This window comes from Mesorhizobium sp. M0276 (assembly GCF_040321755.1).
Lineage (GTDB): Bacteria > Pseudomonadota > Alphaproteobacteria > Rhizobiales > Rhizobiaceae > Mesorhizobium.
Window position 1 is genome coordinate 287,331 of record NZ_JAMYSC010000002.1, and the last position, 23,975, is coordinate 311,305.

General features: G+C 60.3%; 23 protein-coding genes and 2 pseudogenes. 6 read left to right on the forward strand and 19 right to left on the reverse strand.

The features are described from left to right. Window positions 1-116 precede the first annotated feature (116 nt). The 6 genes and pseudogenes from NKJ01_RS03085 to NKJ01_RS03110 form a co-directional block, all read left to right on the forward strand. Window positions 117-461: a DUF4158 domain-containing protein gene (locus NKJ01_RS03085; protein WP_352725955.1), complete on the forward strand. Its 345-nt coding sequence runs from the start codon at window positions 117-119 to the stop codon at window positions 459-461. 333 nt (window positions 462-794) lie between these two features. Then, window positions 795-1,576, forward strand: a pseudogene (locus NKJ01_RS03090) (Tn3 family transposase); the annotation flags it as partial. Then, window positions 1,573-2,490, forward strand: a complete 918-nt coding sequence (locus NKJ01_RS03095) for a hypothetical protein (RefSeq protein WP_352725957.1) — start codon at window positions 1,573-1,575, stop codon at window positions 2,488-2,490. The pseudogene NKJ01_RS03090 and the gene NKJ01_RS03095, both read left to right, overlap by 4 nt. 154 nt (window positions 2,491-2,644) lie before the next feature. Further along, complete coding sequence (locus NKJ01_RS03100; protein ID WP_352725959.1) at window positions 2,645-3,196, forward strand: recombinase family protein; 552 nt, start codon at window positions 2,645-2,647, stop codon at window positions 3,194-3,196. After that, window positions 3,193-3,618 (forward strand): hypothetical protein, encoded by a 426-nt coding sequence (locus NKJ01_RS03105; protein ID WP_188580921.1) that lies wholly within the window; start codon window positions 3,193-3,195, stop codon window positions 3,616-3,618. The genes NKJ01_RS03100 and NKJ01_RS03105 overlap by 4 nt, the downstream gene beginning before the upstream one ends. Window positions 3,619-3,673: 55 nt before the next feature. Further along, window positions 3,674-4,299: pseudogene (locus NKJ01_RS03110) on the forward strand (methyltransferase domain-containing protein); the annotation flags it as partial. Between the two features lie 228 nt (window positions 4,300-4,527). Here NKJ01_RS03110 and NKJ01_RS03115 read toward each other — a convergent pair. The 19 genes from NKJ01_RS03115 to NKJ01_RS03205 form a co-directional block, all read right to left on the reverse strand. Then, window positions 4,528-4,785, reverse strand: coding sequence for a hypothetical protein (locus tag NKJ01_RS03115; RefSeq protein ID WP_352725961.1), 258 nt, complete (start codon window positions 4,783-4,785; stop codon window positions 4,528-4,530). Then, window positions 4,785-4,994, reverse strand: a complete 210-nt coding sequence (locus tag NKJ01_RS03120; RefSeq protein ID WP_352725963.1) for a hypothetical protein — start codon at window positions 4,992-4,994, stop codon at window positions 4,785-4,787. The genes NKJ01_RS03115 and NKJ01_RS03120 overlap by 1 nt, the downstream gene beginning before the upstream one ends. Before the next feature lie 2 nt (window positions 4,995-4,996). Next, window positions 4,997-5,809 (reverse strand): ATP-dependent DNA ligase, encoded by an 813-nt coding sequence (locus tag NKJ01_RS03125; protein ID WP_352725965.1) that lies wholly within the window; start codon window positions 5,807-5,809, stop codon window positions 4,997-4,999. 475 nt (window positions 5,810-6,284) lie between these two features. Continuing rightward, the gene (locus NKJ01_RS03130; protein ID WP_352725967.1) at window positions 6,285-6,851 is read right to left on the reverse strand and encodes a type II toxin-antitoxin system VapC family toxin; all 567 of its coding nucleotides are present in this window, start codon (window positions 6,849-6,851) and stop codon (window positions 6,285-6,287) included. 1 nt (window position 6,852) lies between these two features. After that, window positions 6,853-7,200 carry a hypothetical protein gene (locus NKJ01_RS03135; RefSeq protein WP_352725969.1) on the reverse strand — a complete coding sequence of 116 codons (348 nt, stop codon included), beginning with the start codon at window positions 7,198-7,200 and terminating at the stop codon, window positions 6,853-6,855. Between the two features lie 231 nt (window positions 7,201-7,431). After that, a complete protein-coding gene (locus NKJ01_RS03140) occupies window positions 7,432-9,240 on the reverse strand; it encodes a relaxase/mobilization nuclease domain-containing protein (RefSeq protein WP_352725971.1) in 1,809 nt (602 codons plus the stop codon). A gap of 160 nt (window positions 9,241-9,400) precedes the next feature. Further along, window positions 9,401-9,673 (reverse strand): hypothetical protein, encoded by a 273-nt coding sequence (locus NKJ01_RS03145; RefSeq protein WP_352725973.1) that lies wholly within the window; start codon window positions 9,671-9,673, stop codon window positions 9,401-9,403. Between the two features lie 123 nt (window positions 9,674-9,796). After that, on the reverse strand, window positions 9,797-10,234 hold the full coding sequence (locus NKJ01_RS03150; protein ID WP_352725975.1) for a hypothetical protein: 438 nt from the start codon (window positions 10,232-10,234) through the stop codon (window positions 9,797-9,799). Then, window positions 10,234-11,001 carry a ParA family protein gene (locus tag NKJ01_RS03155; protein WP_352725977.1) on the reverse strand — a complete coding sequence of 256 codons (768 nt, stop codon included), beginning with the start codon at window positions 10,999-11,001 and terminating at the stop codon, window positions 10,234-10,236. Before NKJ01_RS03155 ends, NKJ01_RS03150 begins: the two co-directional genes overlap by 1 nt. Window positions 11,002-12,047: 1,046 nt before the next feature. Next, on the reverse strand, window positions 12,048-12,263 hold the full coding sequence (locus NKJ01_RS03160; RefSeq protein WP_352725979.1) for a hypothetical protein: 216 nt from the start codon (window positions 12,261-12,263) through the stop codon (window positions 12,048-12,050). A 353-nt stretch (window positions 12,264-12,616) separates the two neighbouring features. Further along, window positions 12,617-12,910 carry a hypothetical protein gene (locus tag NKJ01_RS03165; protein ID WP_352725981.1) on the reverse strand — a complete coding sequence of 98 codons (294 nt, stop codon included), beginning with the start codon at window positions 12,908-12,910 and terminating at the stop codon, window positions 12,617-12,619. A 2-nt stretch (window positions 12,911-12,912) separates the two neighbouring features. After that, complete coding sequence (locus tag NKJ01_RS03170) at window positions 12,913-13,293, reverse strand: DUF2958 domain-containing protein (protein WP_352725983.1); 381 nt, start codon at window positions 13,291-13,293, stop codon at window positions 12,913-12,915. A gap of 343 nt (window positions 13,294-13,636) precedes the next feature. Beyond that, window positions 13,637-13,834 (reverse strand): hypothetical protein, encoded by a 198-nt coding sequence (locus NKJ01_RS03175; protein WP_352725985.1) that lies wholly within the window; start codon window positions 13,832-13,834, stop codon window positions 13,637-13,639. A gap of 375 nt (window positions 13,835-14,209) precedes the next feature. Beyond that, on the reverse strand, window positions 14,210-15,196 hold the full coding sequence (locus NKJ01_RS03180) for a Fic/DOC family protein (RefSeq protein WP_352725987.1): 987 nt from the start codon (window positions 15,194-15,196) through the stop codon (window positions 14,210-14,212). Between the two features lie 104 nt (window positions 15,197-15,300). After that, window positions 15,301-15,585, reverse strand: a complete 285-nt coding sequence (locus NKJ01_RS03185) for a hypothetical protein (RefSeq protein WP_352725989.1) — start codon at window positions 15,583-15,585, stop codon at window positions 15,301-15,303. A gap of 159 nt (window positions 15,586-15,744) precedes the next feature. Continuing rightward, window positions 15,745-16,071 carry a DUF736 domain-containing protein gene (locus tag NKJ01_RS03190; protein ID WP_352725991.1) on the reverse strand — a complete coding sequence of 109 codons (327 nt, stop codon included), beginning with the start codon at window positions 16,069-16,071 and terminating at the stop codon, window positions 15,745-15,747. Window positions 16,072-17,322: 1,251 nt separating this feature from the next. Then, entirely contained in the window at window positions 17,323-18,240 is a 918-nt protein-coding gene (locus NKJ01_RS03195) for a DUF2493 domain-containing protein (protein WP_352725992.1), read from the reverse strand. 213 nt (window positions 18,241-18,453) lie between these two features. Then, entirely contained in the window at window positions 18,454-19,554 is a 1,101-nt protein-coding gene (locus NKJ01_RS03200; protein WP_352725994.1) for a DUF7146 domain-containing protein, read from the reverse strand. After that, complete coding sequence (locus NKJ01_RS03205; protein WP_352725996.1) at window positions 19,551-23,903, reverse strand: strawberry notch-like NTP hydrolase domain-containing protein; 4,353 nt, start codon at window positions 23,901-23,903, stop codon at window positions 19,551-19,553. The genes NKJ01_RS03200 and NKJ01_RS03205 overlap by 4 nt, the downstream gene beginning before the upstream one ends. Between the last annotated feature and the right edge of the window lie 72 nt (window positions 23,904-23,975).

Here is a 23,975-nt window from a genome sequence, read left to right on the forward strand (position 1 = left end):
TAGGCCTAATCGGCCCGAAGCTGCGATTCTCGCCAAGTTGTGGAACGTTGAGAGAACGGATTGACCGCCCCGCTGTGGTCACCTGAGACTTCGCTCCTGGAACAGGGAGTGGATGTATGGGTGTGCATGTTTTGCCAGAGGAACTGGCCAAGGCGTGGAGCCTCTCGTTTGTCGACATCGAGTTTGTGAACGCCAAGCCGGTGGCAACGCGGCTCGGACTGGCGGCGCAGCTGAAATTCTTTGCCGCGTACGGATTTTTCGCTACCGCGGCGGCCGACATTCCTGGAGAGGCCGTAGACTATCTGGCAGAGCAACTCGGCGTCGGTCGGGGCCAGCTTTTCGGTTACGATTTTTCGGGGCGTTCGGGGCGTTCGGGGCGGCACCATTGCGCGGAGATTCTGCGCTATCTCGGTTTTCCTCTGGTGCCGAGATCACAGGATTTTCGGTCCATCGCGCAATGAGATGGATGGAGCGGCTGGTGCGCTCCGAGCGGCAGCGCTTCGTGGAATCCTTTCCTTGTGCGGTTGCGGATCGGCTTGTTCCGGAAACGGTCGCGCTGATGGAGGCGCGCCGGATGCGTCGAGCGGATCGAGCCGCCCTTGCGAATTGGATAGCGACGGAGCTTTGCCCCGGCGGCATGTCGGTCGGGGTGACGCTCGATAACGTCTTTCCGTCTCTGGTGGACCCGGATGGTCCGACAGGGTTCCATACGCCGATCAAGGGGGACGCGGGTGCAGCAACGCTGGACAACATTGCTTCCCGGCAAATCCTGGATCGATCAGATCGTTCGGCGGAAGCGCTGCTCGTTCTCGGAGGTCGCGTCGATGATCAAGGGCGTGCTGCGTCACTGCACCGACATGGAGATCCAGCGGCAATATGTCGACAGCCATGGCCAAAGCCCCGTCGGCTTTGCCTTCTGCGCTTGCTTGGATTTGAGCTCGCCCCGCGCCTGAAGGCGATGGCCCGACAGAAGCTGGCGCTGCCATATCCGGGCCTGCGGGCGGAATTGCCCGACCTGCTGCCGATTCTTTCTACCGGCATCAACTGGGAAGAGATCGAGCAGCAATATGACGAAATGGTCAGATATGCCGCCGCCATGCATCGCGGGATAGCCGACCCGGAAGCGATCCTGCGCCGCTTCGCCCGCGCCGAGGTGATGCATCCGACCTACAAGGCTCTCGCCGAACTCGGCCGGGCGATCAAGACGATCTTCCTGTGCCGGTATTTGCGCCATGAAGAATTCCGCCGCGAAATCCACGAAGGCCTGAACGTGGTCGAGAACTGGAACAGCGCCACCAGCTTCGTATTTTTCGGCAAGGGCGGCGAAATCGCCAGCAACCGCCTTGACGACCAGGAGATATCCATTTTGGCACTGCATCTGCTGCAGTCGTTGCTGGTCTATGTGAACACGCGCGTGATGCAGTCGGTGCTGACCGAGCCGAAATGGTCGGCGCGGCTGACGCCGGAAGACTACCGCGGCCTGACGCCGCTGATCTACGGACACGTCAATCCTTATGGCCGCTTCGACCTCGATCTGGATCGCCGGATCGATTTTGAGCAGAAACAAGCGGCGTGACCATCGAAGGGAATGTAGAAATGCCTGTATCGAAGAAGCCTCGAAAGAAGCCAGTGGCGAAATCCAAGAAGCCGGAAAATGACAATGCTCTGCCTCCGATGCCGGACCGGCGCGGCATGGAGGGGTTCATGGCAGGTCTTTTCGGCGGACGAGGGAGCGACCCGACCGACGCCGCGCAAGACGTCATGTATGAGGCTTGGGAAGCGACCATTCGCAGCAAGCGTATTTCGCTGGCCAGGAAAGCGCTCAAAATCTCGCCGTTGTGCGCCGACGCTTATGTGTTGCTCGCGGAGGAGGAGGCCAACTCCGTCGAGGAAGTGCTGGATTGCTACCAGAAGGGCGTCGAGGCCGGAGAAGAGGCGCTCGGACCGGAAGGGTTCGATGAATATGGCGGTCACTTCTGGGGTTTTCTCGAGACGCGCCCCTACATGCGGGCGCGGGCAGGTCTTGCCGCCGTACTCTGGCGGCTTGGTCGGCATCAGGAGGCCACCGACCATTATCAAGCGATGCTCGAGCTCAATCCGAATGACAATCAGGGCATCCGCTACGTGCTGGCCGGGCATTTGCTGGCACGCGACGACATCAAAGCCCTGAGGAAGCTGCTCAAACAGTACGAAGACGATTGCGCTGCTGCATGGCTCTACACGCGGGCCCTTCTTGCCTTTCGTGAAAACGATCCGGATGCCGGGAAGCTTGCCGAGGAGGCCTGGCTCGCGAACAGCCATGTGCCGGGCGTCCTGTCCGGCAAGCAGCCTCTCGTCGCCTCCACGGATGGATACATCACCATAGGCGGTGAAGACGAGGCAGCTGACTACGTCGAGGAAAACGGGAAGGCCTGGCAGGCCACTCCCGGCGCAATCGTGTGGCTGGCGGAAGTTACCAGAAAGCTGAAACCACGAAGACGGCGTAACTGACCGCCCGGAACCGATGGGCGTGTTTTAATTTGGGTATACCCGGCCAGCACAACGGCAATGAACTCGCCGCAGCCGCTAAGCCATGTTTATTTTGGGCCCAGAATGGGATATTGAACGAAGCTACGCGTCGGCACACCCAAAATGAACAGTTTGCATGACCCGCATCGGATACGCGCGCACCTCCACCACCGACCAGAACCTTGCCGCGCAAATCGCCGCGCTCAAGACCGCCGGCTGTGACGTCATTCGCCAGGAACAGAAGAGCGGCGCCTCGCTGGCAGGCCGCCCGCAGCTCAACACGATTCTCGACTTCATCCATGCCGGCGAGACGCTCGTCGTCACCCGCATCGACCGGCTGGCCAGATCACTGCGCGATCTTCAGGTGATCGTGGACAGGCTCAAAGCCAAAGGTGCGCACTTGTTCGCGACCGAGCAGCCCGTCGACACCTCGACCGCCGCCGGCAAGGCCTTCTTTGACATGCTCGGCGTCTTTGCCGAGTTCGAGACCAATCTGCGGCGCGAGCGCCAGGCCGAGGGGATTACCATCGCCAAAAAGCGTGGCGTCTACAAAGGCCGGCTACCGAAAATCGACCGCGCTGAAATCATACGCCGACTGGAAGAGGGCCACGGCCCGACACGGGTCGCACGCGATCTTGGCATCTCGCGTGGAACTGTCTACCAGGCGCGGAAAGGCGAACCAGAATGAGCAAAGGCAAGCACATAACCCGCCTGATCCCCGCAGCCTGCGAAGAAGTCCAATCCCGCATGCTCGAGGCTTGTCAAAAAATCGCCGCGGACCATGGGCTGGTCATCGAGAGCGCCGGATGGCGTGGCTTGGACTCTGGGTTTGCCTTCGAGCCCGTGTTCCGTGTCAGCGTTCCCGCTTCCGACGGCACGGCATTCAATCTCGAGAAGGACATGTTCGAGTTTCTGGCCGCACGCTACGGATTGGCTCCCTCGGACCTCGGACGCGAGTTTAGTACCGGAAGCGAACGGTTCCGGATCACCGGCATCGATCCCAAGCGGCCGCGATATCCTATCTCCGCCGAACGCATTCCCGACCGCCGGGGCTTCAAATTTACCGCCGAAAACGTCGCCATGTTGCTGCAAGCCCAGAGCAAGTCATGATGTTCTACACTTGTTCCGCAACTTGGCCAAAATCGCAGCTTCGGGCCGATTAGGCCTAGACGGTGCCGGCGGTTTGGTCGCACCGCTGGAAACCGTGCCGTTCGAGCCGCAAAGCCTCGATCTGGCGGTGTCGCTTCTGTCATTGCAGGCGATGAACGACATCCCCGGCATGCTGATCCAGATCCGTCGCGCGCTGCGGCCGGACGCGCTCTTTCTCGGTGCCTTTGCCGGTGCCGGCACGCTTGGTGAATTGCGCGAAAGCCTGCTTGCGGCCGAGACCGAGCTTTACGGCGGCGCCAGCCCCCGTGTCATTCCCTTCATCGACGTGCGCGATGCCGGTGCGCTGCTGCAGCGCGCCGGTCTTGCCCTGCCGGTCGCCGATGTCGAGACGTGACGGTGCGCTATGCCGATATGTTTGCCTTGATGGCCGATCTGCGCGCCATGGGCGAAACCAGCGCACTCACCGACCGCAGCCGGCGGCCGGGCACACGCCAGCTGTTTGCCCGCGCAGCGGAAATATACGCCGAGCGGTTTTCCGACGCCGACGGCCGCGTAAGGGCAAGTTTTTCGATTGTCTGGATGTCCGGCTGGGCACCCGATGCATCGCAGCAGAAGCCGCTGAAGCCGGGTTCGGCCAAGGTCTCGTTGAAGACAATATTGGAAAATCCTGGGGAAAGCTGAGCCGGCGCCTGTTCCCGCCGGGCGATCACGGCAGGATCGTTCATGAAATCCGTTCGTCGACCAGGCTTGCGGCCACGCTTCTGGTAGCCATTGCCATCGGGAATGCCGAACAAGTGGTTCGCCTGGCCTGTGCGCCGCGGTCCGTGTTGGCTGCGTGTCAGCTCACGGCCGGCCTGCATCTCGGCCACCATTGCGCGCGCGCAAGAAGCGGCTGCGTGACAGGGTGGACTAGCCGCCCTTGGTTTTGCCGTAGCCGGTCGGACTGGTGTCAGGCGTATAGGTCAGGCCAACATCGTTGCCGTCACATTTCTTGCACCGAAGCTTGGGGCGAATATCCCATTCCATCGCCGGCGCGTCAGGGCCGAAGCGGTCGCGAAGCTTTTTGAGGTCGAGCACCTGCTTATGATGGCACTTCGGGTTGTGACAGAACGCCGTCACCCTCATCCTGTCATTGATCAGCGATTGGTAGGTCCAGCCCTTTGCCACTAGCAGCCCAAAGGCTTCCTTGAAAGCGCACTAGGTTCCGCTTCATCAACCACGCCGGCCATATAGTTGGCGATAATCCGGGAGACCAGTCTGTCCTGTGCATCAGCTGATTGGTGAGCAAGTTTGAGCTGCTCGAAAAGCCGGCCCAGCAAGGCCAGTTCGGCAGGTTCAAAAATGCCGGCATCCACGGCTTTTCGTCTGATACGCATGGCTAATCCACTTCCCAAAAATCCTGCAGCGAGGCATGCCGCAGCTTGTGCTCGCCGCGAAGATAGCGAACGCGGGCAGTGAGGCCGGGCTTCAACCATTCCACGTCCGAACGCGTGACAGCACTGGGCAGCCCGTGCGGCGCCGCACGGCCCGTCTGCACTCGTTGCAGCAATCGCTCCCGCATTTGGTTGGTGAGCGAGATTGTGGCCGGCCCAGCGTATTTGCCGTTCCGTGCCATGAGCCCGACCGTTTGCTTGCCAGGCTCTCGCCTCAGCCCGAGTAGTTCAAAGTCACCAACTTCCCAGCACTTTGTCTTTACCCAGGAATCAGACGGTCCGCTGCGGTAAGGGCTCTCCCGTCTCTTAGAGACCATGCCCTCCAGCCCCATCCTTTCGACGCCGGCGAAGAACGCTGCCCCGCCTCCCTCGACATGCTCGCTATACTGGATGATGCCATCGGCCGGCTTGACCAAATCCCAGAGCTTGGTCTTGCGCTCTGTCGCCGGCAGTTGACGGATATCCTGGCCATCGAGGTGCAGGATGTCGAACGCAACGAAGGCGAGCAGTTCGGCATTCCATGTCATGCGGGAATGCATTTGATGGAAATTCGGCGTGCCGTCCGGCTCCGGCGCTATCATCTCGCCGTCGATGATGAAGGACTTGGCCGGAAGCTTCTCGGCAGCGTCGATCACTGGCCAGAACCGTTTGGACCAATCGTGCCCGTTTTTGGTGAAGGCACGCGCCCCGGCCCAGTCGAGGATTATCTGGACCCGAAAACCGTCATATTTGATTTCGTGCAGCCAGTCGTCGCTCAAAGGCGGTTCCAGAACAAGCATGGGCTCCAGCGGCCTGATGAACTTCAAACGGGCTTCACCCGCCGCATTACGCATCGGAACCCCACACGAAACTGGAATTTGATTCAATATCGAATGGTCGTTTCGGTTCCGTTAGTAGTAACTAAAATTCCTTCAGATCATCTAGTTCGACATGTAGGATCGCCCCCCAATGCGGATCGCCATCACACTCGAGCCGGATGCTTCCGATGATCCGGCTCGCGATGCCGACCTGCGAAGCTTTGGCGTCCCGCAAAAACACCAACCTGCCAAGCGGCATTTGCGGCGACCTCCTCGCACGTCGGCGATGTGGGCGAATGGCGAGGCACACGGGGTAAGTTTGCTTCTTGAGCATCTGTGGTATCGCGCTCAGCAAGCAGCTCGCCAACGAAGTTTGTCGCTGCGAACAAGCCTAATTAGCGATCGCCACGGGAAACTGGCCCGGGGGCAATTATATTCAGATTCGCCGATACATCAAAACCCGACCTGTCGGGATCAGCTGCAGCAAATAGTCGAAGTCAATGATGTTGCCCGTTAGAATGGAGAATCCCAATTTCTGTGCCTGCAGGAACAGCACGCAGTCCTGGAGCGCCCGCAGCCTGGAATCATCCTTGTAGCCTTGAAGGCGACAAAGCATTCCTGAGAGGAGCGCGGCTCGGCCCAGAACATCGGGATCCGGTGCAAAGACCCGATGGGGCGGCATGTCCCTGATCGTGGTCGCGATCTGCTTGATAGCTTTGGCCGTGCCCGGGTGTTTCGGGTCGAGGACCCCCACGGTGTGCATCAGTTCCTGGATGGCTACTGTGGAATGATTGACTTGCCTAAGGTCGAGGATGTCGGCTGCTGCTTCAGGCGCTCGGCCCTGCAAACCGTCGATGTAGACGCAGGTATCTAGCAACAGCTCCTGCCCCGCCTCGACAAGGTTGCCAATGATCGGCAGCTCCTTGTCGGGACGGCGGCTTAGGGTTTTCTGAGGATCAAATCGCGACCATCGGACGGCCGCATTGAAGTCGAAATCGGCCAATTCAAAACCCGAGCTTCAGCGTCGGATCCACCGTTCCCCGTGTTTTCCTGAAGGTCTCGGCAAAATTGTCTTCCAAGGCCACATTTGCCAACGCAAATTCGACGAGCTCGGTATCAGACATCAACCCGGTTCGAGCTTTGGCCCTCTTGATCAGATCAGCACTCACCCGCCCCGCAATCCTGCCATCCTTCTCAGCGCGCAGGCCGGATTCTTCCGCCCTCTGCAGGACGGCTTCAATCTTAGCTAGGCGACGCATCTGCGTTTTCGCAGCCATCTTGGGAAGCGCTCTCGGCCGCTTGTTGCCAACGCTCCCGAGGCCGTGACGCACACGTACAGCCGTCTTCGCCATCTGAGTTCCTTATACGCGTCCGTTTAACAAATTTCGATTTCAGACAACATAATTGGTAAGGCGCATTTTTTCAATGACCCAAAATCAAAAGGCGGCTCTCCACCGTCCCGAAAGGTGCTTCGCTGAAGCGCCTTAAGGGAGGAGTCCCCAACGAGCAGAATGGCTGGGTTCTGGCCAGAGCAGCAGGTCATGGGCTCAGGGTCAACTCCGCGGCCGGCCACCGCCCTCCCCTTACCGGCTCCGGTCGCGATCCTTTTCCGGCGGCGGGCGCAGTTTAATGGTTTTCGCGACTTCGCGATCGCGCTGCTGCTCTTCTTGCCGACCGTGGCCGCGTTCCTCGCGGTCGTTCTCGCGAACATCGCGGCTGGTGTTGGCACCGGCGATGCGCGCTGCGTCGAATGTTCGATTGTTCGACGTTTTGTTGAGGATCCCCTGCTCCGCAACGTGGTCGCGGCCGGCGGCGGACTTTGTCTCGAGAGCCGTCGATTTCCGATTGTCCTGGCCGCGATCCTTCTCCTTCGCTGCGCGCGCATCCAGCTGCAGGCCGACAACTTTGCCAATCACCTTGGTGGCCTGCTCAAAAATGATCCGATCGGCAGGATTCGCGATTTTTGCGGCAACGCTGATCGCCGTTTGCGCCAAAGCCTCCTTGGCGGCCTTTGCCTGTCCAGTGCTGATGGGTGTGGATCGCAACATGTGGTCTTGACCTTTCTCTTGAGTGGGGTCCCTGCCCTCGCGAATTGCAGCTTCTAGCCGATTATACTCCCGTCGAAGTGCGACGGACAGGTCTTGGCTAAGCTCCCGGGCTGTACTCGGCGCTGTTTTGTCCTTCGCCAGCCCCTCGAGCATATCAATAACACGGGTGATAGATCTTTTAGTCTGGTCGAATTTTTCTCTCGCCATTTCCAACTTTGGGGCTGTCGGCTTATCGCGGACCTTTGACATGACCTTGTCGATGACATTGGTCGGCGCAGTGGCTCCCATGCGCCGGAACATTTCCCATTCCCATCTTTTGACGGGAGGAGGACCTGCCCTCTCGACGCGCTTTTGTCTGTCGATCGCAATTCCGCGAGCGCGCGCCTTGACTGCAAAACGGAGCCGCCATTCCGTAAAGTCACGAATGTTTGGGTTGAGCATCTTCCCGCCTGCATGTCGCAATGAGACGATGACATGGAGGTGCGGGTGCTTTTGCATGTCGTGCCGGTTGTGAACGGCATAGGCGTATCGGTGCCCTGCGAATTGCTCTTTCAAGAAATCCCGGCCCGCCAGGATGAATTGATCCCGATCGACATTGGCGGGGCCGGACAGCAACAAGTGCATGAAATCACGAGGCTGGCGCGTTTGCATGAGTGCGGCAACAGTTTTCCCCTCGGTCGTGATTTCCTTGTGATCCTTGGTCGTGATTTGGCGACGCTCGTTTGATCGCTCGTAGGTCCCACTTTTTCCCTCGCGCCGCTGGATATGGGTTTTGGTCGACAGGGTGACTTCTGCGCCGTCGCGCTGCATGGCATGCAAGGTTGCCGTCAGTCCTTTGGGACCTGATGCAAAGTCGACGGGATAACGGGAAATCGGCCTGATGCCCTCTTTGCGCAAGGCACTGTCTAGACGGGCATCGATGGCGTGAATGTCGTTGAGCTCAGCCGGGATCCGATTGCTGCTGCTTCGATCGGCACGGCTTTTCTTTTCATGAGCGATGACAAGGCCCAGGTGGAGCCGGGTCTGTCCGTTGACGCCAGCGCTCACACTGAATGCGTATGTTCGATCGGTGTCGCCGGCGTGACGGAACCCCTCCCCTGCCAATGAGTCCAGGGCTCGAGCGACACTTTCGCGATCCGTGTTGTCAAGCTCATAGCTGAAGCGGACGATATCCTTGCTGCCTTTTCGGTTTCCGAATTCTCGCTCCCACTCCCTGACAGCTCGGTTCAGATCCGAAACTTCACGGCCGTCCTGGTCGTGGGCACGTTCTTCTTTGCTTTGATAGGCAAGAACATTCCTGGCCGACCCGGAGCCAGCACCGTAGGACAAAACCTTGACGACCACGGCATTGTTGCCAGTTGCTCGGCTGAGGGCGGTAGTAGCGCCGCTGTGCGCGTTCGGTGCCTTGGGAGCGCGGCGCGCTCCGCCCCCTCCCCCGCCACCACGGCGGCGGAGCTCGTCGTCTATCAGCTCGAAATATGTCGGTAGCCGTCGCTCTTCCGGTCTAGACCCCCGGCGACTCTTGGACAGGTCGTTCATCGTGCCGTCGAATTAGTTCCTCGATATAAGTCGATGGTCTCACAAAAGCGGTGTCACGAATAGAGTCGAGCGCGCTCATCACTTCATTGAGTTTCGCCATTATGGCTTTCGCCGCTTCATCCTGCCTATCTTCGTTCTCAGCTAAGAAGTCTTCATTGTGAAATGCCAACTCACGCAGAAACTGATGCATGTTCGCCAATTGCTTGTCGTGTTCGTCAAGCATGGCTGGTACATTCATGATCTCTCTGATCACGATCAACTTTGCGACCAGGTTGACAAATTCAGTCGGCTCGCCAATGCGTCGACATTTGCCAACACATGCTCTGGCAGCCGAAACATAACGGCTGGCTGCCGCATGAAGTCAGAACCCCCTCTCCGACAAGGCTTCATCGATCAAGCGGTGAAGTGCCTTATTGGGATCCTTCCCCGCATCGACAGCGTATTTGAAAACGCGGAGCATCATTTCATCATCAAAGAACAATGAAACGCGGCGCGTTACGGCTTTGGCCTTGGGCGTCGGCGACTGCCTCTTTCGTAGCGGCGGCGTGCTTTCGGCTTTTGGTTTGGGCGTCGTTTTCGAAGACCCATCTGGCGAACTCATAGCCTGATCGGTGGGCTCAGCTTTTCCGGGCGCGGGCCCCGGCGTAGCCCGCCTCGCCTTTTCGATCGTAACATCGGTCGGCATGAAAGCGACAGCGGCGTCATCGTCGGCAACGGGTTCTGCCGCCTGAAACCTCGATGAAGCCATGCTGACGATGTTGCCTACAACGGGTTCGCGTTCCTTGGGGGCTTTGGACATCAGGCGTTACTCGCTTTCTTCTGGTCCGGTTCCTCGGAAGCAAGAAGGTTGATGAATTCGTTGTTGACCATTTTGATCGAGTCGATCGCGTCCAGCACGCTTTCCGCGGCGCGGATACGTGCCGAAGGTGTGAGTTTAGGATTGTTCTGGATAGCCTCCAGCTTGGTATAGAGCGAACCGTACCCAGCCACAACATCGCTATAATGGTTGCTCTTCTTGACCATTGACTTGACGATCGGAATCTTGCCGTAGTTCAGGATTTTGATCACCTCCCCTAATGACCGGTTCGATTTCAGGGCGATCATGTCGACGTTGTTCCACATTGCCGCATACGGGATGCGGCGACCGCCTCGTTTATTTGATATCTCTTCAAGGATATTTGCCACATTGATCGCCTGGGTCGCTGAGGTGGGCTCCAGAATGATCGGGATGATGACGGCGTCGCATTCTTCATAGACGTCAACGGCGCGGCCGTGCACGTAGCCACCAACGTCAAACACGCGAATGTCGGCGGCCGGGGCCGATTTCATTTTCGCATGGAAGTCACCCTCGGACGAAATCTGCACATGTGAGATCCGTCCATCATCAGGAAGCATATTCCGCTTTTTTGACACTTCGTACCAACGGGTCGCCGTCTGCTGGTCGTCGCAATCAACCAGTTGAGTGCGGTGTCCCTGCTGGGCAAATTCAGCGGCCAGGTTGATGCACAACGTTGTCTTGCCGGCTCCGCCCTTGAAAGTCGATATGGCGAGTGAAAGAGGTTGCATCGCTGATCCTTGTATTCACGGCTCTGGTTTGACCCCCGCTCATGAATAATGAGCCTAGCTTCCCCCTACAACGATTAACAAGTGACAAAGTGGGCAGTCGTGACAACTGCCAGATGTCGCGTCGTAGCGACGTAGCGACGTCCATAATGCGCGAGTGCCAGTTGTCCAATCGCCGCGTTGTTTCGTTGTAGCGACTGCCACTCTGCCTGACGTAGCGATGCAACGTTGTCCAGTATGCCATTCTGCCATTCTGCCAGATTGCCATACTGGCATTATGACAATCTGGCAGAATGGCAGTTGTAGCGACGTAGCGAGTGCATAATGGACGACGCTACATGTCCAGGTTTCTGCGGTTGCCGGGCCAATTCTTGAAATACGCATAGAGCGCCGGAAAGAGCGGGCGCGCTCCGGGCACGTGGCAACTGGGCACCCTTCCCGTGAGGTACGCCTCCCCCTGAGAGAGGGGGCGGCTATTCCAATCTCCAGCTAGCTCAAAACGGCGGAGCGCACTCGCCCCTCGGGCGAAACGGCTGGCGGTATACCGCTAGCCTATCCTGCCATTAATAACCACGCGAACCGACCCGTCGTGCCCAAGCCCCCGATGCTGTTGCGAGTCTTCAGACATAGCAATAGCGATCACGGCGCAGCCTGTGATCGGGGGCGCAGGATTAGCACGGCGGGTGGTTCGCGTGGTTATTAATGCCGAGGCGAGCTGTCCTCGTGAGTGCGCTGAGGCGCCCTGAACCGAAGGGAAAGGACGCCGATACGCATGAAGGATGAGACGGCGAGCACACCGCAGGAGAGCAAGAGCCGTCGGAACGCAGCCCGAAGAATGAGGGCGAAGTGGGGAGTCCGGCTCGCTCTCCGTATTGTTTTGGAAAGTCGCGGCAGCGTCAATTTAACGGCCCGAAAGGCCGGGCGGGTGTTTCCCGCACCTACAGGAGAGGGGAGTTTGAGGGGAGAGGCGGCTAGTCTCTCCCCTCAAACCGTCCCGAGCCTCAATGGCAACAGGGCGATAGAAGGACAAAGTAAGGGGAATGGGGGCGTCATCGCCCCTCACCCTCTGCAGAGAGCAGCGCCTCCAGTGCCAGCTCCATTTCTGCGGTTTGCTTCTGAGCCTCGACGCGCTCATTCTTTGGAAGACCGTTGCGGAGTTCGATGTTGATGAGCCAGATCGCTTCGCGCAGCTCGTCTTCGGCGTAGAAGTGGCCGCGGAATTCAACGCGGATGATGTCGTCGGCGGAATTGATCTGGATGGACATGGTCGAACCTCATTGTTGATCCGTTCTCCTCGTCGAGAACGGGAACCGCCCGGCATACGGATAGCGAGGGTCAAGGATCGCGAAGCGACCGGGGGAGCCGGCGAGCGGGGGAGCCGATTTTCTGACGGCGCAAGGCGACGGCTGAAAATTGGGGGGACCGCTCGTCCTTGACGCTCGCGTTGGCCGGATGCCAAAATTGGAGTGTCGAGACGGAAAGCCTGTCGGCGCCGACCAGGCGCCGACGCCGCATCCGGCCGGCAGGTCGGCCAGACCGCAGTCAAACAACACATCGACATAAGCAAAAGGGCCCCTGCTCGTTGTGAGCAGAAGCCCTGGGGTCGAGATCGCAAATATCAATCCTCCGGCGTCAATCCGAGACGTGACAAGACCGCAGCGGGATCGGCGAAGCACTGCTGGCGCCAGTCTGGTCGCGATGCGCAGGCATGAGCGTATTCCGAGACGGTTGCTGACGAGGTCTCGGGCAGCAGTGTATAGCCGACATGCATGAACTCGCGGACGAGTTGCGGAACGCAGCCTCGGTGACCAGCGCCGCAGCGGTCTGAAGTGGAGACGGCGATCGGCGCTTGGCCGGCCAACGCACAGGACGGCACAACGAGAAGCGAGAGGATGATGAGAGCACGTTTCATGATCAGGCTCCTTTCGTTTCGAAGGTTTCGATGTAGCCACGGCAACGAGCCTCTTCGGCATATTCCGAGAGGGTTCGCCAGGCGATGAATGTGGAATCGCGGTCGGCATGAACGCCGCATGGGCCTACGATGGCTCGAAGCTCATCCAGCGATATATAGCCTAGTTCCGGGAACCCCAAGCCAAGATCGCAGAGACCGAATAGAGATTTGGTGTGTTCATCGTACTCCGTGACCAGCCAGATGGCGCGACCGGTCGGCAGCCAAAGCTTCAGGACTGGACGGAAGTCGATCGGCGCGAGGCGTTCGCGCTCACGCGCCAGGTTCTTGCGATAGTTCTCCTTCAGCCGTTCAAGCGTTTCGGCCGGAATCAGTTCGTAGAACATCTTGTAAGTCATGATGATCTCCTTTCGTCTCAATGACGAAAGGAGGCCACTTTGAGCCGACGAGCGGGTCAAGGACCGCTGCGGCCGGCGGAGCCGGGGAGCGGGGGAACCGATTTTCTGGCGCCCTAGCGAAGCGGCCCGAGCGCAGCCGAGGGTCGGCGCCAGAAAATCGGAGGGACCGCTCATCCTTGAGGCGAGAGGAGTGAGAAGTAAAATGGCAAGTCATGGAGAGGGGGAAGCACGCCCGCGCCGAGCGGGCGTGGCCGCACCCGGCCGGCAGGCCGGCCATATGAAGATGATGCGGAAAGTCTCGCCCTGCGTGAGCCAGGCGAGGCGTCGTCGGTCAGTGCGGCCGGTTGTCGTTGTCGGCCTTGCGATCGAAGTCGACTCGGTAGCTGACTTCGAGTTTGGCGAGGAGCGGAAGCGAGAAGGCGACGGAGATTCTCAGTTGGCCCTTATGAGACAGCTTGGCGATTTGCCGATTAATGTAGTGGCGAAGGCGGCGACCGGTTTTCTGGCAGAAGCTTACGAGCATTTTCATCAGGTAGATCCTCCAAAGTGGTTGTGCGCAATTGCGTCGCTCGAAGACCGCTGAAACGGCCAAGCAGCACCGCGTAACGGTCGGAACAGAGCGCGAGGGAGGAGAACCCGTAGGGTTGCGCTTGGCCGTTTCAGCGGTACCCTGCGCAGCGTTAGGATTGCGAACTGCCATTTTGGAGATGCCGGGGGAAAACGCGGGCTTCGAAGCCCAGGTGGCCGGCAGCTATTCAATTGGTAAATTGCCATCGGCCGCCAGGTCGATCTCCGTCGCACTGTTACCGCAGTGGGCGGGAACGAAGCCATTGTCGTTTGACGGCGACAACGACAACAAGCCGCAATGACCGGTAGCGCCGTGAATACGGGGCTTTGCTATGAATCAGCGGGAGCGGTCGCGGTCAGACGATTTCGGAGGCGCGAGCTTGACCGTTTTGGCAGGTATTTTGTCCTGAGCGCGCTGCGATTTGTCATCGCTTCGATTTTTGTCGTCGCCACGATGTGACTTGCTTCTGGCAGTGATGGCGTGCTCGATGGAGACGTTGACCCGATCATTGGATTGCGGCGTCTTGGCGAAGTTGTTCACGTCGACAGCGTGAACGCCGCGAGCATTTGCGACAAGCGCGGTGTTGTAGCTGACGGTCAGGACCTGCCCCTTAAGTTCGTCACCCTGCTTGGGGAACTGGATCTCGGGCTTGCCCATCATCCTGAGCGCCTGCGCGGTGATGCTGGTGACGCGTCCGAGCTCGGGGTGGTTGCGCTCATTGTTGATCTGGTAAGCCTGCAAAACGCGTTTCGCAAAGTCCTTGCCATCGCCAACGGTGGCTTTGGCCAGGAAATCACGCGTTTCGCTCGCAGCCGGCCACATTGTTTCGCGGTCGAGTTCGAAACCGCGCTCTTTGGCGAACTGGTGCATGAAGACGCCGATTGTGCGGGTATTGCCTTCTCGAAAGGGGTGAGCCTGCCAGACGTTGCTGATCAGCTTGGTAAACTGAGCCGCGGATCGAGCCTTGTTGTTGTCGTCCCAACGGAACCTGCCGAGTTCCATTGTGTCGCGATCGAGCAGCTGCTTCATGTCCTTGTGATCACCATAGGAGACCGAATGGCCGCCGAGGATCGCTTCTGGCTTGGACATGTTGTAGATGCGCTGTTGGCCGGCCCAGGGATAAACATCGGCAAAGATTCTGCGATGAAGTTCCATAAGGTGTTCGGTATCGAAATTGCCCTTCACCGGGTTCTTAGCTAGATCGCGGAGAGCTCTCTTCGTGGTGAGCTGCTCACGCAGATCAAGCGTATCCTGATCGCGCGCGCCGAATTTGTTGATCAGTACCGATGTTCCGGGATAGCAATAGGGGTCTTGATCAGACATGGTCACCGAATAATCGAACTGATTTGAATCGCTTCACGCCCGCGGTCAACATTGCCGACGGCGGCGTGCTCGAAATTCTGCTCGGGAAAAGAAAAACCCGCCGATCAGGCCGCTTTTGAGCGTTTGTAGGCGAGGTAGCGATCGCCGACGGCGAAGGCCTCGTCCATGGTCAGGACGCCGTGCTCCTCGAGTGCGGAGAGGAACTCCTCGAACGGGCCGAGTTCGTTGCCAGAGCCGCGCATGATGGCGAGGCTGCCGCGATCATCGTCATCGAGCATAGCCCGACGATGACGCGAAAACACGTCGAGGTCACCGGTCTGGAAGAAGGCATTGATCACCGTGTCGGCTTGTTCGCGCGTGGTGATGATGTCAGGAACATTGTCGAGCATGGCGCCTCTCTTTCGGCGCTCAATATAGACATTTCTGCCATGATTTTCAACGTTTTGCAGCCTGTTGACGGACATTGCGAGCACTCCCTTCGGTAGTTTGTGGGTACCGACGCGGAAAGCCCCGCCCTTGCGGGCGGGGGATTTTCCGAAACGGGCCGATTAGTTCGCCGGCGGGTTCCAGATCATGACGAATTCGCCTTCCTTACCACCGGGGGCCGGTGCGATGTTGGCGTAGAGGGTGCCAAACTCGGGGGCGCGGAGCGAGACGGAGATATATTCGGCTCCGGTGCGCTGCGATGTTCGGACCCAGGCGGCGCCAAGTTCGAAGCCGTTGCGGGTTGCGACCACGCGGTAGTCGGGTTCCTGGCTTTCGTCGCTGCGCTTGGCGTTTTCGACGATCGAGATCGGGCAGCGGATCGCAAGGGTGGCGAGGGTGCCGGTGAAGCCCTTTTCGTTGGCGATCAGGCGAGCGATGGTGGCGGACATTGCGGTTCTCCTTTTAGCTGATCGGGATCATTCCCGTGAACGCCCCATGACAAAGCGCCAGACGGCGGACTGGTCACGACGGGATTTATCCCGGAGCTTGACCCATGCCTGTGCCAGCGGGGGAAGGGGGATCACCCACCCGAAGGGCGGCGCGCCTGCGCGCCGTGATCGCGCAGCGATTATGGGGAACCCCCCGCTGGCTTGCCCTTTAGGGTCAGGCGTGGGTTGACCCGGCCGACGGCGGCGGTTCGAATAAGGGGCGTCACTGGGGATGAATTCGGATTAGATACGGAGAACGTTGTCTCCGTTCCTCGTGTTGCGTCTCAACGGAAGGGCCGTAGGGCCGGCTTTCGCCGATCCCAGCTATAGCGGCCGTTGTGTGGCCGACGCACCATGCAGCAGCGCGGGCTCAGGCGACGGTTCGAAGAGTTTCTCATTCCGTGCGCGATCGATCTGCTCGACTGTTCCTGCCTTCCGCCTGCGCCGGCTCGCAAGATCCTCTCATTCCGTGCTTCCCGTGAGTCAGCCTCGCCAGCATCGATGCGACGGCCCATGGCGTAAAGCATGGCGATATCTCTCGATCTGGAAGCACATGCGAGTGCTGTCCGCTTGAACCCTATGGGCGCAAGGGTGGGGCTTACGCAACCGGGACCTCAAACGCTGAATTGTATCAACCTTTGGCGAGGGCTCGATCTGGCCTAGGCGGTATTCAATGCGGGATTGTTCGCGCAACGAGTTGCCGTGGTGCCTCATAACCATTCAGCCCGTAAAAAAGGCCTACGGCTATTTCGCCGGCGGTCGTATCGGCTCGCGGGACGGCGCGCTCGATGAGATCGCGCTCAACCCCTCGCATTTTGGTGTCGCACCACAGAGCAGAGCCTATCGACGCTCGCGCATGAGATCGTGCATCTGTGGCAGCACCATTTCGGCATGCCATCGCGCGGCGGCTACCATAGCCGCGAATGGGCGGAGAAAATGCATTCCGCGGAGTTCGTCCTGTCATCGACGGGTGAGCCAGGCGGCAAAGGAGCCCGGACAGCGCGTCACCCATGCGGACTGAATGCGTCGGCGAAGCCCAACGTCCAGCTGTGGGCGCTGAGTGCGTTCTTGAACTTGAACCGCCACCTCCCGATGAAGATGCAATGACACAGCGGAGCCTGCAGGCGATATGGCGATCGGCCAGGAGATCGACGGCTTGGCTCTGGCTTAGCCGGGGCATTGATAGCCCCGGCGATTGTAGGAGGGCGTCGATCACGAGGCCTTCCTGTTGCCGATGCGCCTGACCGGGATACCGAGAGCGCGAGCCTTGTCGACCAGGTTCTCGGTGATGCCAGTACCCGGGCAGGCGATGACGCCTATCGGCATCGTGTCGAGCAGGGCATCGTTGCGCTTGAAGGGGGCAGCCTTGCGATGCGCTTTCCAGTCGGGCTTGAATGCCACCTGGGTGACGCTGCGGGCGTCGGCCCATTTGGCGGCGATGAGTTCAGCGCCGGACGGTGTGCCGCCGTGCAGCAGGATCATGTCCGGGTACTTATCCCGCGTTTGGTCGAGCACCTGCCAGATGGCGTCATAGTCCTGATAGTCGCCGCCAGCGAAGGCAATGCGCGTTCCGGCCGGGCAATGGGTTTCGATCTCGGAACGGCGCTTGGCGGAGATGAAGTTGCGGCTATCGATGACGGCGGCGGTGAGCGCCCGGTGTGAGACCTTGGAACCGGTGCGCGGGAGCCATGCGGAGCCGGTTTCAACGCGGAAGTGTTCGGCCGCGACATCGCGCATCGCCTCGAAGGCATTCCGGCATTCGGTGAGCGAGAAGCCTTCCGCGATCAGTCTTTCCAATTCGACACTCTTCACCTCGGAGCCGTCCTGTTCGGCAAGCGCGGTGCGCTGACGGCCTTCGTTGTCATCAAGGCGTTTCTGCGTGTGGGCAAGGCGGCGATGAAAGAGGTTGACGATGGACCAGAGCACTTCTTCCGCTTCGTCCTCGAGGCGGGTTTCGGAGAAGATCGACTGGATCGCGTCGACCAATGTCGCGACGCCCCCTTCTACGGCGTCTGCATCCGGGAGGGGACGGAAGTCGGGTTCCTCGGCGTGGGGGCGGACGCCGTAGAGCGCGAGTTCGTCGAGGAGTGCGGCGGTTGGGCTGGATGTGGGAGGAAGGTGCTGCGACATGGTTCGGTCCTTTTGCTGTGGCCGGCTCGGCCTGGGATGAGGCGATATCAACCCTCAGGAGACCGCCGCGCACCCGAAGGGCCGCAGCGCAGCGAAGGACACCGTCACGCAAAAAATTGTTGGGCGAGGAGCCGGGCTTGCCCGGCGGGGAATTTTTTGCAGGTGGCGGCGTTGCGGGGTGGTCGAGGGCGTCTCTGCGCCCGACCCGGAGGGTTATATCGCGAACTCATCCAGGCCGTGCGGCCCACAGCTTTTTCGGGCCGGTTCCCGCCGCGCCAGTTCCCTTTGAGGCCTCCGCAGATCGTGGATACGGGCATTGTCGAAGGCGGCTTGCAGCTGTGCTCGCAGTCCGATGAGCCCCTCTTGACGAAGATCGTCGTTGAAGTCGTTGCGCACTGGCAATAGGTCAAAAACGGCGATCCCGAGATCCGCGGCACGCTGACGGAGCAGCTGCGCGGCCCGCACGCCGGCGTCATCATTATCGCGGGCGATCCAGAGACGTTTGATGTGCGTCGGCGGGATGAACAAGCCGAGATGCGTTGCCGTCAGGCAGGCCGCGAGGTCAACGAGTGGAAAGGCCGTGCCGATGGATAGCATCGTCTCCATGCCTTCGCCGGCAATGAGATCGACGGAACCGGTACCGTGCTGAAACCGCACGGCATGGCCTGCGAGGTTGCCGATCACGCGCTTGGGCGCTGCGATCGATGCGAGGCGCGGCTGCAATGGGTCCAGCCATGTTCGAGAGCAACCAGTGACCTGGCCTGCGTTGTCGGTGATCGCGGCAAGCAGGGCGGGAAGCTGGCGGCTTTGCCCGGTTTCGTCACGGAAGTAGACGGCGGGATGATACCGCAGTGCTGGTCCGAAGCGGGCGATACCGCGATAGCGCAAATAGCGCTCCGCAAGCGTCGCCTGCACCGACCGCCCGAGACCAAACAGCTTGCGTGCTGCGACCGAACGGTCCGAGTCCGATGTGTTGCCGTTGTGCGCAACGACGCGCTGCACTGAACCGATATCGGGCCGTCCGAGAAAGCGCCGGGCTTCGCAAAAGATGGCTCCCCATGTAGGCAAGGGCAATTGCTCCCCGATGATATCGAGAAGATCGCCATACTCGCCGGTGGCGTGGTCCGTCCAAAGGCCGGGTCGGCGGCCGGCCGATTGTTTAAGTCGCACGGCAAGGCTTTGCCCGGGATCGCCATGCTTGTTGCCGACGATCCAGTAATTGCCGATCTTTCGACCGGCAGGGAGCCAGGACCGGCAGAATTCTTCGGCGTGCTCGGCGAGGGCGCGTGAGATTTCGGAGGCATCGTTCATCATGCTACCTCCGAATGGTCGACCAGTCGGTGGCGCTCAAGCAGTCGGTCGAGCACGGCCGGATTGTTTGCGGGTATGAACAGCCGCGTTGACCATGAAATGATCTCAGTGAAGCAACCGAGAGCCTTGAGCGCGGGCAGCGCCGAAGCGGAATGGCCGGTGATTTCAAGGCGAAGCTCACCCATGACGCGGGAGCGTTTCAGGGTGAGACCGCCGGAAATATCGACGCTAGCTCCGCGTTCCATGACGGCTTCGAGCATTTCGGCCGGCGTCATATCCACGGTGGCGTCGATGCCAAGTGAGCGATAGAGCGCCGAAAGCTGGTCCGCCGTCACCAGGCGGCCGAGGATGCGCTCGCCTTCATGGGTTTCGAGGCGATAGACACGGCAGTTTTCGTCAGGAATCCTGTTCCAGATTGGCAACAGAAGGCCGGCGATCAGCGTAAGGCGACGCGTCGAAAACTGAGGTATCTGCGACACCTCGTCTGACCAGGCGCGCTCGAATTCGGCGTCGGTCGCCGGATTCCAATGCGAAAGCTCCAGTTCCGCCTCGAAAAGCTTTTCGCGATGCATAGGCCGGGTGAGCTGCACGCGACGGATTGGCGTTCCGTCTTCATCCATGACGCTCGGGGCTGATTGCTTCAATGCGGCGCGACCGGACTTCGCATTGATCAGCAAACTGGCCGAGCGGTCGGAAGCCGCGATCTGGCGAACCGTGTCGAGCAAGAGCGGCTTGTTCCGGGTGGTCTCGTTGATGGTCAGCGCCAGTGTGGTCGCGCCGCTGGCCATATGCTGATGGATGACCCGGCGTTCGATCACTTCGAAGCGCTCCGCGGTGAGTGTTTCGAGGCCGACATCGAGAGTGCCTGCGCGCAGCGCGTCATCGATGATCTTGTCGAGCAGCATTTCGAATGTCTCGAAGATGGCGTTCTGCATGTCGATCGTGAGCGCGAGGCAGCGATTGAGGAATTGCGAGATCGGCGGCAGCTCGTCGAGCAGGCAGCCTGCAGAATCGACGATGTTCAGGGCGGTCATGTCGATGAAGTCGGTCATTGAGCAGGCATCGACCTTGCCGCGAACAAGATTGGAGAAGAACTGCCGCAGCGCTGCGCGCGCGTAGGGGCTTTCCAGATTGTCTTCAGGCCGGAACATGCCTTGCCCCCCGGTCTGGCGCTGACCCTTGGTGATCGCACCGAGGGTATCGAGCCGACGGGCAATGGTGGAAAGGAAGCGCTTCTCACCCTTGACGTTGGTGGCGCAGGGCCGGAACAGCGGCGGTTGCGCCTGATTGGTCCGGTGCGTGCGACCGAGGCCCTGGATGGCGTTATCAGCACGCCAGCCGGGTTCGAGAAGGTAGTGTACGCGCAACCGCTGATTTTTTACGGTGAGGTCAGCATGATAGGAGCGGCCGGTTCCGCCAGCGTCCGAGAAGACAAGGATCGGCTTGGCATCATCCATGAAGACGCGCGCCTCGCTGAGATTTGCGGACCCTGGGCGGCGTTCGACGGCGAGACGACCATCAGATGTCCGGACGATGCGGCGCGTGCGGCCGGTTACCTCGGCGACGCGATCTTTTCCGAAATGCCAGAGGACCTGGTCGAGTGCGCCGTGTACCGGGGGGAGAGCGCAAAGATGTTCGATCAGGCTGTCGCGCCGCTCGAGAGCTTCGCGGCACTGGATGGGGTTGCCGTCTGCATCGAGAGCAGGCTTTGAGCGGAGATTGCCGTCCTCGTCGGTGTAAGGCTCGAAAAGCTGCGTCGGGAAGGAATGGGCAAGGTAGTCGATGACAAGCTCCCGGGGCGTGATGTCAAGCGACAAATCGTTCCATTCAGAGGCCGGAATTTCTGCAAGCCGACGATCGAGCAAGGCTTCGCTTGTCGAGACGATCTGGATCACAGCCGAGTGACCGGCGGCAAGGTCTTCTTCGATAGCCTTGATCAGCGACGGGCACTTCATGGCCGTGATAAGATGATTGTAGAAGCGCTGCTTGTTGCTCCCGAAGGCGCTGCGAGCCGCTGATTTCGCCTGTCTGTTCAGGGTGCCTTCATCCGATGTGATGCCGGACGCAAGAAGCGCCTGTTCCAGATTCTGGTGAATCACCTGGTAAGCACCGGCATAGTCGTCATAGATGGCACGCTGCGCATCCGTGAGCTCGTGGACGAGCATTTCGTATTCGACACCTTCGAAGGAGATTGAGCGCGCGATGTAGAGGCCAAGGGCCTTGAGGTCGCGCGAGATCACCTCCATGGCGGCGATACCGCCAGATTCCATGGCGCCGACGAAATCGGCACGGGATGCGAAGGGAAAGTCGCCGGTGCCCCAAAGGCCGAGGCGGCTGGCATAGGCAAGGTTGGCAACGGTCGTCGCCCCGGTGGCTGAGACGTAAACGACGCGAGCCTCGGGGACGGCGTTCTGCAGGCGAAGTCCGGCAAGGCCCTGCTCGGAGGGTTTCTTTTCGCCGCGTTCGCCCTTGTCGCCAGCGGCATTGGCCATGGCATGGGCTTCATCGAAGGCGATCACGCCGTCGAAATCCCGGCCAAGCCAGTCAATCAGCTGCTGCAGCCGGCTTGCCTTCAAATTGCCGTCGCCGTCCTGACGTTCAGCAGACCGCATTGTGGCGTAGGTCACAAAGAGAATGCCGTGCGCGAGCTTGATGGGAGCGCCCTGGCGAAAGCAGGCGAGCGGCACGATGTCGGATGCAGCGCCGCCAATAGCGGTCCAGTCCCGGACCGCATCATCCAGGAGCTTCGACGACTTGGAAATCCACACGGCGCGCCGGCGACCTTTGAGAAAGTTGTCCATGATCACGCCGGCGATCTGGCGACCCTTGCCGCACCCGGTTCCGTCCCCGAGATACCAGCCGCGGCGGACCCTGAAGGCGTTTTCGGCGTCTTCGGACGCGGCCTTCAGCTGGTCATATGTGTCGTTGACGGTGTAGGTCCCCGATAGGTGTGCGCTGTGCCCCTCGCCGGCATAGACAACACTCTCGATCTGGGCATCGGACAGAGCCCCGGTTGCAATGAGGGATTTCGGCAAGATCGGCCGATAGGACGGGAGTGGAGGCGCAATCGACGCCATTGCGGCCGATTGAACGAGAGCGGTCGGATGTGCGACGGCGCCTAGAATATTTATAGCTTGGACGCGATACGGCTCGTAGAGGCCGGCCGGCTGCGTCGGCGCGTCGGAACTATCGGCGCGAGGCTCATAGACGACGTCTCCGACTTCGGCCTTGTCGAGAGGGTGTCGAGCCGCTTCTGCCGCAGCGGCACGGGCCTGGGCGCGGGCCTTGTCGCGTAAGGCCATGATGCTCGCCGCGGGCTTTGTCGTCGGGAGCGATACAGCGGATGGGGTGGCGAGGCTGCGAGGGGGAACGTCGTTGGCGACGCGCGTGAGCAGCTCAGCGCACGAAGCGGCTGCCTGCGTGTGCAACGCGGGAGCCGGTCCGGAGTTGGCCACCTTGTCGATCACGGTGAGGCGGGTTTCGAAGGTGGTGCCATGACTGGCGTAGACTCGGCCCGATATCGCGGAGCTGAAGCGAATGGTGGCGCGGTCCTCGATCGACCGGAAGAAATCACCCCATTGGCTGGAGCCAGGGGCGAAGTTCGAGCCGGAGATCATGACAAGGCGGCCGCCAACGGAAAGGCGAGCGAGCGCGGAGCGGACGTGCTGCATGATCGCGGCACGGAAACGGCCTTCGACATTCGGCGCGGCCGAAAACGGCGGATTCATCAGCACTATCGTGGGGGAAAGCGAGGCATCGAGGCGGTCATGGATGGTGGCGGCGTCGTGACGGGTGACATTTGCCTCGAAAATGTCGCCGAGGAGCTGCGCGCGATCGTCGGCAAGTTCGTTGAGCAGAAGGTCAGCGCCGGCGACCCGTGCGAAGCAGGCGAGCATGCCCGTGCCGGCGGACGGCTCGAGGACGATATCGGCGGCCGCGATGCCGGCGGCATGGGCGGCGACGAAGGCAAGGGGCAGCGGCGTCGAGAATTGTTGCAGACGCTGCGATTCCTCGGAACGTCGCGTCTGCGAAGGGACTAGCGCGGCAATCCGCTCGATCATCGCCAGTTCGGCAGCTGAATCGGCTGCCTGCCGGCGAATGCGCGAGCCGTATTTGAGCATGAATAGGATCTGTGCGCATTCGAGCGCTTCGTAGGCGTCCTTCCAGACCCAGGCTCCATTGGCGTCGGTGTCACCATAGGTGGATTCGACGGCATTGCGCAGCATGTCCGTCGTGATGGCCTTGCCGGTTTCAAGGCAGGAAAGAAGGGCGCCCGCCGCCGAAAGAAGCGGCGCGGCGGCGCGCTGAGCGTTGAGGGGAATGGAGCCGATAGGGCTGAAGGGGACGTTCATGAAGGCCTCCGGGTTTGAGGGAAACCTCCCGGCGGCTCTCTTTGGCAGCGGGAAGGCTTGCCCTTCCCGGCC